Below are 14,080 nucleotides of genomic sequence, written 5' to 3' on the forward strand. Positions count from 1 at the left end.
AAGTGCTCATCATCGACCCCGCCCATGACCCCGAGGCAGTGGCCCAGCAGGTCGGTGACCGCCAAGTATTGGCCATCCTGCTCACCCATGGCCATGACGATCACATCCGTGAAGTCTTCGAGGTCCAACGCAAGGTCGGAGGCCGCATCCACCTCAACCCCGCCGACCACGTGCTCTGGGAACAGGTCCACGCCCATGCCCTGCCCGAGGTCGAGATCTCCGATGGCGATGTCTTCACCATCTCCGACACCCGCCTGACCGCCATCCACACCCCCGGACACTCCCCCGGCTCCACCTGCTTCTACGCCGAAGACCTCCCCCACACCGACGGCACGCAAGGACCAGTGCTCTTCGCCGGGGACACCCTCTTCCAAGGAGGCCCCGGAGCCACCGGACGCTCCCACAGCAGCTTCGAGACAATCATCGAGTCCATCCGCGACCGCATCTTCGCGCAGCTACCAGAGAACACCGAGGTCCACCCCGGCCACGGAGAGTCCACCCGCATCGACAAAGAAAAGCCCCACCTCCAAGAATGGGTAAACCGCGGACACTGACACCCGCCGGCCGGACCCGCTGCGCGGCGCTCAGCCCGACGTCACGGCCTCGTGCCTCTCTGGGACGAGCCGCCAGTGGCGGCTATAGGTCTCCAGCACGGCCTGCTCCACTGCGTCCACGTCCAGACCAGGACGCAGCTCGTCGGCCGCGCCGGCGGTCAGCGGATCCCAGGGGATGTTCAGATGCCCGTACACCTCGCTGAGGACGCGACGCACAGAAGGGCCGCCCTGGACGACGATCACCGAGGAGAACAGCCAGCCGGTGGCGATCACGCGCTGGGCGGTGCCGATGATCTTCACCCGGCGGTCGGATGACCAGGCCCCGATCTCACCGGCTCCGACAGCATGGACGGATTCCCTGCCGGCGCAGTACTCACCGGGGATCTCTCCCAGGCGTGCGTCCAGGCCGCAGGAGACCAGCACGTCGGTGAGCAGCTCTCCGAAGGCGGCAAAGCGGTCTCGCGACTCCACGATCGGGTCCGGGTCAGGTTCGATGTGGTCCACCACGAGGCAGCCAGGATGGTAGGCCGCCGCACGGCCCCCTGCCCGGCGCACCAGCGGCTCGTACCCCAGCCGACGGCAAGCCTGAGCCGCGGCCTCGAAACCGGGCAGTCGACGGTCGCGCTGGCCGAAGGCGACCGTGGGGAGCGGACGATACAGCCGCAGGAGCGGAACTGCGGATCCGTCACGGGTGCCTTGCAGCAGGGAGATGGCCTCTTCGAGATCTGCGCTGACGCCCAGGGACTCGGTCTGCCGACACAGGCTCAGCTCAGGAACCGGGCGGGGCCGGCGTCGAGTTCTCTTCACAACGGACGGACGGTGAGTATCTGCTCGGCCCGGCCGAAGGGACCGGCGATGTCGTGCAGGACCGAGGAGGTCAGGCCGATCCCATCCTCGCCGAACGTCTGGCAGGTCTGCATGCCCAGCCACTCGCCCACGGGGGCTCGATGGAGGTGGATCTGCAGGTCGACGTTGGGAAACATCCAGGAGTCCGGCCCCGGAGACACACGCGGCGCCACACCGTTGGCGGTGTCGACCATGCCCAGGAGCCTGACCAGCGAGCCGGTGGCGTGGCCGGCGACCATCTCATACGGATTGCGCAGCCAGGTGATTCCTCGACCCGGCCGGTGCTCCTCCCCCACCCGGATCTCCAGGGAACGGATGTAGCCGCCAGGCCACACCGACATGCCGTCCCCTCCGGGAAGCCCGTCCGGGGTGCCGATCGACGCGTCCTCGACAGCCGCCACGGCGGTGGTGTCTGCAGTCTGCAGCCGCCATCCGCGGGCGACCACGGCGGTGCGCCCCTGGGCGATCATCTCTGCCTCCACCAGCTCGATCGTCCGTCCGGGACGGATCATCCGTGTGGTGACCTCGACCTCGCCCGCGTGGATGAGCCCGTGGATGTCGAGGCTCAGCCGAGCCAGACGCAGATCCTCCCGCGGCTGGAAGGACTCCAGCGCGTGGGTGAGCAGGCCGGTGGCGGGCGCCATGTGCTGCTCGTGCGGATTCCACGCCCCCTGGGCGTGGACCGTGGAGCGGAACCGGCCGTCGCCGAGGGGTACATAGAAGAAGTCCCCCACGGCGAGCTCCGGCGTCGCCCGAGCCTCGGTCCCTGATTGTGCGGTCACCTCAGAAGTCCCAGTCCTCGTCCTCGGTCTCCACGGCCTTGCCGATGACGTAGGAGGACCCGGAGCCGGAGAAGAAGTCATGGTTCTCGTCGGCGTTGGGACTCAGGGCAGAGAGGATCGCCGGGTTCACGTCGGTGACGTCCTTGGGGAACATCGCCTCGTAGCCCAGGTTCATCAACGCCTTGTTGGCGTTGTAGTGCAGGAACTTCTTCACGTCCTCGGACAGCCCGACGCCGTCGTAGAGGTCGTGGGTGTACTGCACCTCGTTCTCGTAGAGCTCGAAGAGCAGCTCGAAGGTGTAGTCCTTGAGCTCCTGGCGGCGTTCCGGAGTCTCGGCCTCCAGAGCGCGCTGGTACTTGTAGCCGATGTAGTAGCCGTGCACGGCCTCATCACGGATGATCAGCCGGATCACGTCAGCGGTGTTGGTCAGCTTGGCGTGGGCTGACCAGTGCATCGGCAGGTAGAAGCCGGAGTAGAACAGGAAGGACTCCAGGATGGTGGAGGCCACCCGCTTCTTCAGCCCGTCCGCCCCATGGTAGTAGTCCATGACGATCTGGGCCTTGCGCTGCAGGTTCGGGTTCTCCCGGGACCAGCGGAAGGCGTCGTCGATCTCCTTGGTGGAGCACAGCGTGGAGAAGATCGAGGAGTAGGACTTCGCGTGCACCGACTCCATGAACGCGATGTTGGTGTACACCGCCTCCTCATGCTGGGTGAGCGCATGCGGGATGAGCGCGACGGCGCCCACGGTGCCCTGGATCGTGTCCAGCAGCGTCAACCCGGTGAAGACCCGCATCGTGAGTGTCTTCTCTTCGGGCGTCAGCGTCGCCCAGGACTGGACGTCGTTGGACAGCGGGACCTTCTCGGGCAGCCAGAAGTTGTTGACCAGACGGTTCCAGACCTCGCCGTCCTTGTCGTCCTGCATCCGGTTCCAGTTGATCGCCTCGACATGGTCGAGCAGCGTCGCGGAGGTCGTTGCTCCTGCTGATGTGGTCATCTCGGGTGAGGTCTCTCTTCTCGTGCTGGCGGCGCCTGCGGGGCAGGCGATGTCTGTCCGGAGATCGTGCGGCGGCTCTGGGCCCGGGTGGGGCTCACAGCATGCAGGACACGCAGCCCTCGACCTCGGTGCCCTCCAGGGCCAGCTGACGCAGACGGATGTAGTACAGCGTCTTGATGCCCTTCTTCCACGCGTAGATCTGGGCCTTGTTGATGTCGCGGGTGGTGGCGGTGTCCTTGAAGAACAGCGTCAGCGACAGGCCCTGGTCCACATGCTGGGTGGCCGCGGCATAGGTGTCGATGATCTTCTCGTAGCCGATCTCGTACGCGTCCTGGTAGTACTCCAGGTTGTCGTTGTTCAGGTAGGGAGCCGGGTAGTAGACCCGTCCGATCTTCCCTTCCTTGCGGATCTCGATCTTCGAGGCCACCGGGTGGATCGAGGAGGTCGAGTTGTTGATGTAGGAGATCGACCCCGTGGGCGGCACCGCCTGCAGGTTCTGGTTGTAGATGCCGTGCTCCATCACGGAGGCCTTCAGCTCACGCCAGTCCGCCTGCGTAGGGATGTGCACGTGGCTGAACAGCTCGCGGACCTTCTCGGTCTCCGGCTCCCAGACCTGCTCGGTGTACTTGTCGAAGAACGTGCCGGAGGCGTAGGTCGAGTCCTCGAAGCCGTCGAACTTCTCGCCGGTGTCCTGGGCCAGCTGGTTCGAGGCCCGCAGCGCGTGGAACAGCACGGTGTAGAAGTAGATGTTGGTGAAGTCGATGCCTTCCTCGGACCCGTAGTGGACCTTCTCACGGGCCAGGTATCCGTGCAGGTTCATCTGGCCCAGGCCGATGGCGTGGGACCGACGGTTGCCGTCGGCGATGGAAGGCACGGAGTCGATGAACGACATGTCCGAGACCGCGGAGAGCGAACGGATCGCCGTTTCGATGGTCTGCCCGAAGTCCGGGGAGTCCATGGTGCGCGCGATGTTCAGCGAGCCGAGGTTGCACGAGATGTCCTTGCCCACGGTCTCGTAGCCGAGGTCCGCGCGGTAGGCGCTGGGCTCAGAAACCTGCAGGATCTCAGAGCACAGGTTGGACATCGTGATCCGACCGGCGATCGGGTTCGCCCGGTTCACCGTGTCCTCGAACATCACATAGGGATAGCCCGACTCGAACTGGATCTCCGCGAGGGTCTGGAAGAACTCCCGAGCGCTGATCTTCGTCTTGCGGATGCGCGCGTCGTCGAGCATCTCGTAGTACTTCTCCGTCACCGAGATCTCGCTGAAGGGCTTGCCGTAGACGCGCTCGACGTCGTACGGGGAGAACAGGTACATGTCCTCGTTGCGCTTGGCCAGCTCGAAGGTGATGTCCGGAACCACCACACCCAGGGACAGGGTCTTGATCCGGATCTTCTCGTCGGCGTTCTCACGCTTGGTGTCCAGGAACCGGTGGATGTCCGGGTGGTGGGCGTTGAGGTACACAGCACCTGCGCCCTGCCTGGCGCCCAGCTGGTTGGCGTAGGAGAAGGAGTCCTCGAGCAGCTTCATGACCGGGATGACCCCGGAGGACTGGTTCTCGATCTGCTTGATCGGAGCACCGTGCTCACGGATGTTCGTCAGCGACAGGGCCACCCCGCCGCCACGCTTGGAGAGCTGCAGGGCGGAGTTGATGCCGCGGGCGATGGACTCCATGTTGTCCTCGATGCGCAGCAGGAAGCAGGAGACGAGCTCTCCGCGCTGCTTCTTGCCGGCGTTGAGGAAGGTCGGCGTGGCCGGCTGGAAGCGCCCGGAGATGATCTCCTCCATGATCTGCGACGCCAGCTTCTCCTCACCGCGGGCCAGGTGCAGGGCGACCATGCAGACTCGGTCCTCGAACCGCTCGAGGTAGCGCTTGCCGTCGAAGGTCTTCAGCGCGTAGGAGGTGTAGAACTTGAAGGCGCCCAGGAAGGTCGGGAAGCGGAACCGACGGGCGTAGGCCTCGTCCCAGAGTCCGTTGATGAACTCCCGGCTGTACTGCTCGAGCGTCTCGATCTCGTAGTAGTCCTTCTCGACCAGGTACTTCAGCTTCTCGTCCAGGTCGTGGAAGAACACCGTGTTGGTGTTCACGTGGTCGAGGAAGTACTGGCGTGCGGCGAGCTGGTCGGCCTCGAACTGGATCTCTCCGTCGGAGCCGTAGAGGTTCAGCATGGCGTTGAGCTCGTGGTAGCTCAGCCCCTGCCACTGCGGGGGCATCTCCTTGGCCAGCGACGGCTCTCCGGCGGCACGTGGGTGCTCGTCGCGGTCCTTCAGCGGCATGACTGCTGTTTCCAAAACTCTTCCAATCCCTGGTGGACGGTGGACACATCATCCTCAGTGCCCATCAGCTCGAACCTGTACAGATGAGGGACTCCGCACTTGGCGGCGACGATGTCACCGGCGATGCAGTAGCTCTCGTGGAAATTCGTGTTGCCCGCGCCGATCACACCGCGCAGGAGGTCCCGGTTGGACTCCACGTTGAGGAACTTGATGACCTGCTTGGGTACGGAGCCTTCGCCGCCGCCGGCCCCGTAGGTGGGCAGGATCAGCACGAAGGGTTCGGTCGCCCGGAGGGTGTCCTCATGGGTGCGGAGCGGAAGCCTGGCGATCTCATCATCCGGCAGTCCCAGTTTCATCACGAACCGGTGAGTGTTGTCAGAGACCGAGGAGAAGTAGATCAGCGAGGCCGAGGTGGTTCCGCCGGGGAACGCGTCCCCCGGCGATCCGGCACTGAGCCGGGAGGTCTCCGTGGCTGCTGCGGTCATCATCGGTGCTCCTCGATGCTGCTCCGTGCTGGTTCCTGGCGGCCCTGTGGGCCGTCCGTCCGGGTGAGGGCTCCTCCCCCGGTCGCAGAGCGCGTCTCAGGCGACGGAGGTGGCCTCTGCGCGGGCGACGAGGCCGGAGATCTTGTCCGGACGGAAGCCGGACCAGTGGTCGTCGTCCGTGATGACGACGGGAGCCTGCATGTAGCCCAGGGCCCGCACCCGCTCGAGCGCCTCGGCGTCCTGCGAGATGTCGACGGACCGGTAGGTGAGGCCGTTCTTGTCCAGGGCACGGTACGTGGCGTTGCACTGGACGCATGCGGGCTTGGTGTAGACGGTGACGGACATGGTCCTCCCCTTCTCTCCCGCCCTCGGTGAGGGCCGGGCGTCGTCATCTGGCATTCCTGCTGAAGCTGTGCCTCAATACTACATCTTGGGTCTAGGCATGGAAGTCACCACTAGATGCTGTACTCACACCAGTGTAGTTCGTCCACCGGTGAGTGCACAGCCCCTGTGGATCGACGGATGCCCGGATTCACGCGGATCCACCCACCTGCACCCTCATTGCTCCACAGCTGTGGAGATCCGCCTGTCCACGGAGGGGATGATCTTTCTCACCGCGTGTCGCGGCGTGTCGTCTCCCCTCGGACCGAAGATGTGCCGCCACGACACCGGGCCGACCGCAACATCTTGTGCTGCGGCCGGCCCGGTGGGGTGACGAGCTGCCCCCACGGCGGTCCTGCCCCGCGGTGGGCGGCTCCCCTCTCTTCTCTCAGCTCCAGGGTGCGCTGATCACCTTCCCGGAGCTCGCGGAGTCCCGAGCGGCGGAGAAGAGCCCCTCCGGGTCCTCCGGAGGCAGCTCATGGGTGATGACAGCCTCTATCTGCGGGCGTCGGGCGAGGAGGCTGATCGCGGCGTCGATCTCCTCATGGAACCGGAAGGTGCCCACGTAGCGCACCTCCTTGGCGATGAACGGCGAGAGGTCCACGGGTCGGGGCTCCGCGGGGACCATCCCCACCTGGACCACGACGCCGGCAGGGCGCACTGCCTGGAGCACAGAGCCGATCGCGGCCGTGGCCCCGGAGCACTCCAGCACGACGTCGAAGCTGCTCTGCGGCAGCGCGTCCGTAGAGACGTCCACAGTGTCCTGGGCGCCCTGCCCGCGCGCCCGCTCCAGCGGACCGGGAAGCACGTCGGCCGCGGTCACCGCGGCCGCTCCGGCGTCGACGGCGGCGGCCACCGCGAGCAGTCCGATCGGACCCGCACCGGTGACCAGCACCCTCGCACCCTCCAGCTGCGCTCCCGCGCCCCTGGCCTGGGTCAGCGCGTGCAGGGAGACCGCCAACGGCTCGGCCAGCACCGCGCGTCGCACGGGGAGCTCCGGAGGCAGCAGCCGCACCATGTCCCGCTCGACCACCAGCAGCTCGCTGAGCGCCCCCTGGGTGTGCGGCCAGGTCGAGGCGCTGCCGAGATAGGAGCCGCCGGGCCACAGGTGCGGAGCGTCGGCGAACCGGGCGTCCCTCTCGCCGAACCGGGCTGGATGCACGGTGACCGGGGTGCCCGGCGCCAGCTCGCCGGCGGGGTCGTGCTCGACGACGCCGGAGAGCTCATGGCCGGGGATCAGCGGCTCCCTCACCACGAAGGCTCCGTTGGCACCCTCGTAGTAGTAGTGCAGATCCGAGCCGCAGATGCCCACATGGTGCACCTCCAGGCGCACCTGGCCCGCCTCAGGGGCGGGGACGTCCACTCTCCGCACGGCCGCCTGCTCCGCCGCGTCGATGAACAGTGCGCGGACCTCGCGGCTGCTCGGCATGCTGTGGTCCTGCATCAGACCACCGCCGTCATGCCGCCGTCGACGAACAGGTTCTGTCCCGAGATGAAGCTGGAGGCCGGTGAGGCGAAGAACAGCAGCGCCCCGGAGAGCTCGTCGAAGGAGCCCCAGCGGCGCGCCGGAGTCCGGTTGACCAGCCAGGAGCTGAAGGTCTCGTCCTCCACCAGCGCCCGGTTCATCTCCGTGGCGAAGTACCCCGGGGAGATCGCATTGACCTGGATGTCGTGGCGAGCGAGGTCGGCGGCCATGCCCTTGGTCAGCTGGACCACGGCGCCCTTGGTGGCCGAGTACGGGGCGATGGTCTCTCGGGCCAGCAGAGACTGGACCGAGCCGATGTTGATGATCTTGCCCGAGCCGCGCTCCACCATCCCCGGCACCACATGTCGGGAGACGTAGAACACGCTGTCAAGGTTCGAGGCGACCAGGGCGTCCCAGTCCTGCGGGTCGAAGGTCTCGAAGGGCGCCCGGCGCTGCAGTCCGGCGTTGTTGACCAGGATGTCCGGCACGCCGTACTCGGAGACCAGATCCTCCACCCCCGCGCGGACCGCGTCGACGTCCGTGACGTCGAACCGGACGCTGACGGCCTCGTGCCGGGATCGTTCGGAGGCCTCGCGTCGGACCTCCTCCAGCGCCTGCGCGTTGCGCCCGTGGACGACGACCCGGGCACCGGCGTCGGCCAGAGCCAGCGCCAGGGAGCGACCGAGCCCCCGCGACGAGCCGGTCACCAGGGCCAGGCGGTCGCGGACGTCGAAGAGACCTGAGGGCAGGCCTGGGGTCTGCCCGGCGGCGGGATCGCCGATGTGCTGCTGTTCATCCATCATGATGCTCCTCCTCAGAGCGCACTGGCGGCCAGGTAGACGATACCGACCAGCAGGAATCCGACGACTGACTGCAGCGCCTGCTGCACGGTCCAGGTCTTCAGCGTGGTCTTCACGTCCATGCCCATCAGGCGACCCACGAGCCAGAAGCCGGAGTCGTTGACGTGTCCGGCGAAGACAGATCCCGCGGCCGTGGCCAGGACGATGCAGGCGACCTGCAGCGGGTTGAAATCACCAGCGAGCACGGCTGGCGAGGCCAGACCGGCGGCGGTCACCAGTGCGACGGTGGCCGAGCCCTGGGCCAGACGCAGGGCCACGGCGATCAGGTAGGCGGCCACGATCACCGGCAGGCCGACGCCGCTGAGCGTGTCGGCCAGCGCGTCACCGATGCCGGAGGCTCGCAGCACACCGCCGAACATGCCGCCTGCACCGGTGATCAGGATGACGGAGCAGACCGGGCCGAGCGCGGAGTCCAGCAGCTTCTCCAGGGCGGTGCCCTTCTCGCCGCGGCGGTGGCCGAGCACAAAGGTGGCCACGATGACAGTGATCAGCAGTGCCATGGCGGAGGTGCCCAGGAAAGTCAGGGTCTGCACCCAGAGCGCCTCGTCGTCGACCACGCCCACCGAGGCGAGGCTGCTCAGGCCGGTGTTGAGGAAGATCAGGAACATCGGCAGCAGGAGCATGCCGATGACGGTGCCCACCCGCGGCGGGTTCTTCGGCTGGTCGTCGTCGACGTCTCCGAAGAGGCTCGGCACCGGAAGCATGATGCGCTCCCCGACCAGTCGGCCCCACATCGCGCCGGCGAAGTACCACAGCGGGTAGGCGATGAGCAGGCCGACCAGCAGGACCAGGCCCAGGTTAGCCTCGTAGAACTCAGAGGCCGAGACCGGCCCGGGGTGCGGCGGCAGGAACACGTGCATCACCGAGAACGCGGCCGCGGTCGGAATGCCGAAGAGCAGCACCGACTTGTTGCCGGAGACGCGCCGCGCCACGGCGAAGACGATCGGCAGCATCATCACCAGGCCGGCGTCGAAGAACATCGGGAAGCCCAGGATCAGCGCGGCGATGCCCAGGGCGAACGGTGCGCGCTTCTCGCCGAAGGTGCTGACCATCCGGTCCGCCAACGCCTGCGCCCCGCCGGAGTGCTCCACCAGGCGCCCGAGCATGGCGCCCAAGGCCACCAGGATTGCCACCGAGGCGAGGGTCGAGCCGAATCCGTCCATGAGGGTGTCCGAGATGGCCCCCATGGGCACCCCGGCGACGATCGCAGTCAGGGCGGAGACTACGACCAGTGTGATGAAGGCGTGGACCTTGAAGCGGATGATGAGGATGAGGATGAGGGCGATGGCGCCGGCGGCGATCGCCAGCAGCGGGCCCGTGCCCAGGGTCTGGGTCCAGTTGTCCATGTGACTCTCCATTGATGTGCGGGGACGGAGCGGACGAGCGGATCAAGTGTCCTGCCTCACACGCTGCGATCGATGCGAGCTTGCCATATAGATCACACCTTTCGCAAGGAGTCGTCATACCTATGCGTGTCAGTCCTCACCGGTTCATCCTGGTGACCTAGTGTTGTGGTGATCAGCACAGTCGCACCCCTAAGGCAGGCTCCGTGGCATCTCACGACTCCGTCCTCGACCACCTCGGACGTCGGATCGCCGGCGGAGAACTGGCCCCCGGCACAGTGCTGACCCTGGCAGGACTGGAGGACGAGTACGGAGTCTCCCGCACGGTCATCCGTGAGGCGGTCCGTGTCCTCGAGGCCAAGGGCATGGTGGCATCCAAGCGCCGCATCGGGGTCACAGTCAGCGCACTGCGGCAATGGAACGTGCTCGATCCCGGACTCATCCGCTGGCGCCTGCGCAGTGCCGCCCGTGCTCAGCAGATCGTCGCGCTCACAGAGCTGCGCCTGGCAGTCGAGCCCGCCGCCGCTCGGCTGACAGCGCTGCGCGCCACAGAGGACCAGCGGGCCGAGATCGGCCGGCTTGCCGCCGAGCTCAAGCGTCTGGGCGAGGACGGACGCGGGGACAGCCCTGAATACCTCGCCGCCGACATCGCCTTCCATGACTGCCTGCTCGACTCCTGCGGCAACCTCATGCTGACCGCGATCAGAGAGCCCATCGCTGAGGTGCTCACCGGTCGCCAGGACGCCGGGCTCACCCCAGCGCACCCCGTGCATGAGGCGCTGCACAACCACGTGGAGGCCGCCGCCGCCATCGTGCGCGGCGACGCCGACGCGGCAGAACGGCATGTGCGCGGCTACGTGGAGGCGATCCTGGCTGAGGTCCGCGCCTACCCCTGAGTCCGGCGCCTCCGCCCTCAGACCACCCGGTGATCACAAGGTCGGCCCTGGAGCAGCGCGAGCAGGTTCTCCACCGAGGTGTCGGCCATCCGGGTGACCGCCTCGGCAGTGTGCGCGCCGCTGTGCGGGGTGGCCACCACACGAGGGTGGCCCACCAGGGGAGACGCCTTCGGCGGCTCGCTCTCATAGGCGTCCACGGCCACACCGTGCAGCCTCCCCGCCTCCAGGGCGCGCCATGCCGCCTGCTCGTCGAGCAGGCCTCCCCGTGCCGTGTTGACCACGATCGCCCCCTCCGGCAGCAGGCCCAGGCGCCGGGCGTCGAGCAGGTGGCGCGTCCCCTCGGTCAGCGGCACGTGCAGGGTCAGCACGTCGGCGCGTGCGCAGACGTCGTCCAAGGAGCCGGGGAAGATGCCCAGGTCGCGAATCTGCCGCTCCCCCATCGCTGGGTCACAGCCATGGACCTCCATGCCCAGGCCTGCGGCCGCCCGGGCCACCTGGCGGCCGATGGCCCCCAGGCCGATCACTCCGAGCCGTCGCCCTCCGAGCTCGATTCCGTCGGCGCGGGGCCACCCGCCGTCGGCGACGGCCGCGTCGAGCATCGGGATGCGGCGCGCCACGGCGAACATGAGGCCCACGGTCAGTTCGGCCACGGACCGGGAGTTGGCCCCGGGGGCATTGGCCACCGCCACGCCGGCGGCGCGTGCGGCCTCCAGATCGACCCGGTCGGTGCCGACCCCGTACCGGGAGATGACCTTCAGCCGAGGGGCATCGGCGATGATCTCGGCGGTGTAGTGGTCCAGACCGGCGACGACGCCGTCGACATCGGTGAGGAGCACGCTGAGCTCAGCGGGGGTCAGCGGTCGGCCGTGCGGGTTGATGACCACCTCCGCGCCGGCGTCGCGCAGGCGTCGCATGGCGGAGGCCTCCGGGGACCGGCTCAGTGAGGTCGGTGTCACGAGGATCTTCATCGGAGGCCTCCTCGGACGTCCTGGTCAGGGCTGGTGCGGGCGTAGCCCTCCAGATAGCGTTCGAACTCCGCGGCATAGCGGCGGCTCCTTGTCAGTTCCGGGACGACCGATGCCCGGTGAGAGTCCGTCAGCGCCGGCTGGGCCGCAGGCAGACCGGCGGCGCGCAGCGCCATCTTCACCGCGCCGACCGTGGAACTGTGCTGAAGGGCGGAGAGCTCCATCTCCACCCCGAAGACGTCAGCGGTCAGCTGGGTCCAGAACGGCGAGGAGAGCACCCCACCGGAGAGGATGATGCGTTCAGGTTCCCCGTTGAGCGCGATCAGTTCGCGGTAGCAGTGGTAGAGGGAAAAGGTCACCCCGTGGAGGACCGACTGGTACAGGTCCTCCTTGCCATGGCTCGGGTGCAGGTCCAGGAAGCCGCCCCGGCGCTGGTCCTGCCAGCCGGGACAGCGCTCCCCGAAGAGGAACGGCATGAACAGCGGCATGTCCCGCTCCCGGGTACTCAGCATCGGCTCGAGCTGATTGTAGGTCGTGGACCCGCCGAAGAGCTGATCCTTGGCCCAGTCCACGCAGTTCGTGCACCCCGAGGTGGCCGCCCCGGAGAGCCACCCCGTGGGCGAGCGGTAGGCCCAGGTGCTCATCTGCGGGGAGAGCGACGGTGCCTCGACGGCGCAGCGCAGGGCGCCTGAGGTTCCCATCGAGAAGGTCATCTCCCCGGGGGCCGTGGCATCCTCGCCCACCTGGTTGAGCCCCCCGTCGGGGCCGGGCAGGACCACCGGGGTCCCGGCGGCCACGCCCAGCATGCTGGCGGCCTCGCGGGTCAGCGGGGCGGTCTCCTCGCCATGATGCAGCTCAGGCAGCAGGATTCCGTCGAGTCCGAGGCGGCTGATCACCTCCCGGTCCCAGTCATCCTCGGCAGTGCTGAGCAGTCCGGTGCCGGAGGCCTGGGAGTAGGAGGTCCAGACGCGGCCGGTCAGCCGAGCGAAGGTGTAGCTGTTCTGATCCAGCACCAGACCGCCGGCGACCTGCATGCCCTGGCGACGCAGGAGCATGAGCTTGAAGGCCGGATAGCTCGCATTGACCATGCACCCGGTGCGTCCGTAGAACCAGCGGGTGAACTCCTGGTCTTCGCGCAGCTGGGCGCAGAGGTCCTGGGCTCCGGTGTAGGGCCATTCCTGCACGGCGGTGATCGGAGCCAGGTCCAACTCGCGCAGGGTCATCCCGTGCCAGGTGCCGGACAGGGCGATCATGTCGACCGCGCGCCCTGCCGCAGCTTCTGCGCCGAGCTGGACGAGCTGGACGAAGATGCCCTCGGCCTCACGGACGGCCGGGTCCTCTCCCCCGATGACGAACCGGCGGGTGCGGACCGTCACCTCCTGGGTCTCCGTGTCGAAGAGCATGGTCTTCGCCGAGGTGGTGCTTGCTTCAAGGGCAAGGATGAGCATCCGTCTCGCCTCCGGGGTCGACGCTGAGGGTGGAGGCGAGCCGACCGAGGCGGCACCGCCTGAGGCCAATGATATGATCATTTCCGGTCAAAAGTGAACCGGGCCACTCTGACACCCGGTGGAAAGGCCCTTCATGTCCTCCGTGCTCTCCCGGATCTGCGACCACGGCGTGGTGCCCGTGGTCACGCTCGACGACGCCGCCCATGCCCCCACCCTCGGGCGCGCGCTGCTGACCGGCGGACTGCCGGTCGCCGAGGTCACCTTTCGCACGCACGCCGCCGAGGCCGCCGTCGCCGCACTCAGCCAGGAGCCCAAGCTGCTGGTCGGAGCCGGCACGATCATCACCGCGAATCAGGTGGACCGAGCCGCCGCGGCCGGCGCCCGATTCATCGTCTCCCCGGGCCTGTCCCGCAGCGTCGTCGAGCGCGCTGCCGCACATGACCTGCCGGTGATCCCAGGGGCCGTCACCGCCACGGAGGTGCAGGCCGCCCTCGAGCTCGGGCTCACCGCGCTGAAGTTCTTCCCCGCCGCCAGCTCAGGCGGTCCGGCCGCCATCCGCGCCCTGGCAGCCCCCTTCCCTCAGGTGCGGTTCATGCCGACCGGCGGAGTGAGCCCGCAGAACCTCTCCGACTACCTCACGATCCCGTGCGTGATGGCCGCAGGCGGCTCCTGGATGGTGCCGCAGCACCTGGTGGCCACACAGGACGAGGCCGCGCTGTCCGAGCAGGCTCGGCGCAGCGCGGCCCTGGTCGCGCAGATCCGCGGGTGATACCCGCTCGTCAG

Annotated in this window: 14 protein-coding genes; 3 read left to right on the top strand and 11 right to left on the bottom strand. The window is 67.7% G+C overall.

Going from position 1 to position 14,080, the window contains the following annotated elements; genetic code table 11:
* On the top strand, positions 1 to 554 hold a 554-nt coding region (locus ODE13_RS09525), incomplete at its 5' end, for an MBL fold metallo-hydrolase (protein ID WP_322479065.1).
* 30 nt (positions 555 to 584) lie between these two features.
* Here the strand turns inward: ODE13_RS09525 and ODE13_RS09530 are convergent.
* The 9 genes from ODE13_RS09530 to ODE13_RS09570 form a co-directional block, all read right to left on the bottom strand.
* Positions 585 to 1,361, bottom strand: coding sequence for a lipoate--protein ligase family protein (locus ODE13_RS09530; protein ID WP_322479066.1), 777 nt, complete (start codon positions 1,359 to 1,361; stop codon positions 585 to 587).
* On the bottom strand, positions 1,358 to 2,182 hold the full coding sequence (locus ODE13_RS09535) for a thioesterase family protein (RefSeq protein WP_322479067.1): 825 nt from the start codon (positions 2,180 to 2,182) through the stop codon (positions 1,358 to 1,360). Before ODE13_RS09535 ends, ODE13_RS09530 begins: the two co-directional genes overlap by 4 nt.
* A 1-nt stretch (position 2,183) precedes the next feature.
* Complete coding sequence (gene nrdF / locus ODE13_RS09540; RefSeq protein ID WP_322479068.1) at positions 2,184 to 3,176, bottom strand: class 1b ribonucleoside-diphosphate reductase subunit beta; 993 nt, start codon at positions 3,174 to 3,176, stop codon at positions 2,184 to 2,186.
* Positions 3,177 to 3,270: 94 nt separating this feature from the next.
* A complete protein-coding gene (gene nrdE / locus ODE13_RS09545) occupies positions 3,271 to 5,391 on the bottom strand; it encodes a class 1b ribonucleoside-diphosphate reductase subunit alpha (RefSeq protein WP_378937338.1) in 2,121 nt (706 codons plus the stop codon).
* A 53-nt stretch (positions 5,392 to 5,444) separates the two neighbouring features.
* Positions 5,445 to 5,939, bottom strand: coding sequence for a class Ib ribonucleoside-diphosphate reductase assembly flavoprotein NrdI (nrdI, locus tag ODE13_RS09550; protein ID WP_322479325.1), 495 nt, complete (start codon positions 5,937 to 5,939; stop codon positions 5,445 to 5,447).
* Positions 5,940 to 6,035: 96 nt separating this feature from the next.
* Positions 6,036 to 6,284, bottom strand: a complete 249-nt coding sequence (gene nrdH, locus ODE13_RS09555; RefSeq protein ID WP_179542724.1) for a glutaredoxin-like protein NrdH — start codon at positions 6,282 to 6,284, stop codon at positions 6,036 to 6,038.
* 424 nt (positions 6,285 to 6,708) lie between these two features.
* The gene (locus ODE13_RS09560; RefSeq protein WP_322479069.1) at positions 6,709 to 7,749 is read right to left on the bottom strand and encodes a zinc-binding dehydrogenase; all 1,041 of its coding nucleotides are present in this window, start codon (positions 7,747 to 7,749) and stop codon (positions 6,709 to 6,711) included.
* A 14-nt stretch (positions 7,750 to 7,763) separates the two neighbouring features.
* The gene (locus ODE13_RS09565; RefSeq protein WP_322479070.1) at positions 7,764 to 8,588 is read right to left on the bottom strand and encodes a glucose 1-dehydrogenase; all 825 of its coding nucleotides are present in this window, start codon (positions 8,586 to 8,588) and stop codon (positions 7,764 to 7,766) included.
* Positions 8,589 to 8,599: 11 nt separating this feature from the next.
* A complete protein-coding gene (locus ODE13_RS09570; protein ID WP_322479071.1) occupies positions 8,600 to 9,991 on the bottom strand; it encodes a GntP family permease in 1,392 nt (463 codons plus the stop codon).
* Between the two features lie 203 nt (positions 9,992 to 10,194).
* On the opposite strand from ODE13_RS09570, the gene ODE13_RS09575 reads away from it, so the two are divergent.
* On the top strand, positions 10,195 to 10,884 hold the full coding sequence (locus ODE13_RS09575; protein WP_322479072.1) for a FadR/GntR family transcriptional regulator: 690 nt from the start codon (positions 10,195 to 10,197) through the stop codon (positions 10,882 to 10,884).
* Between the two features lie 17 nt (positions 10,885 to 10,901).
* On the opposite strand, the gene ODE13_RS09580 is transcribed toward ODE13_RS09575, so the two are convergent.
* Together ODE13_RS09580 and ODE13_RS09585 are read right to left on the bottom strand one after the other, a co-directional pair.
* Positions 10,902 to 11,852 carry a phosphoglycerate dehydrogenase gene (locus tag ODE13_RS09580; protein WP_322479073.1) on the bottom strand — a complete coding sequence of 317 codons (951 nt, stop codon included), beginning with the start codon at positions 11,850 to 11,852 and terminating at the stop codon, positions 10,902 to 10,904.
* A complete protein-coding gene (locus tag ODE13_RS09585; protein ID WP_322479074.1) occupies positions 11,849 to 13,297 on the bottom strand; it encodes an FGGY-family carbohydrate kinase in 1,449 nt (482 codons plus the stop codon). The genes ODE13_RS09580 and ODE13_RS09585 overlap by 4 nt, the downstream gene beginning before the upstream one ends.
* A gap of 133 nt (positions 13,298 to 13,430) precedes the next feature.
* Between ODE13_RS09585 and ODE13_RS09590 the strand changes: the two genes are divergently transcribed.
* The gene (locus tag ODE13_RS09590; RefSeq protein WP_322479075.1) at positions 13,431 to 14,066 is read left to right on the top strand and encodes a bifunctional 4-hydroxy-2-oxoglutarate aldolase/2-dehydro-3-deoxy-phosphogluconate aldolase; all 636 of its coding nucleotides are present in this window, start codon (positions 13,431 to 13,433) and stop codon (positions 14,064 to 14,066) included.
* The last annotated feature ends 14 nt before the right edge of the window (positions 14,067 to 14,080 follow it).

Origin of the sequence: Nesterenkonia sp. HG001 (assembly GCF_034438835.1) — a bacterium.
GTDB lineage: Bacteria > Actinomycetota > Actinomycetes > Actinomycetales > Micrococcaceae > Nesterenkonia > Nesterenkonia xinjiangensis.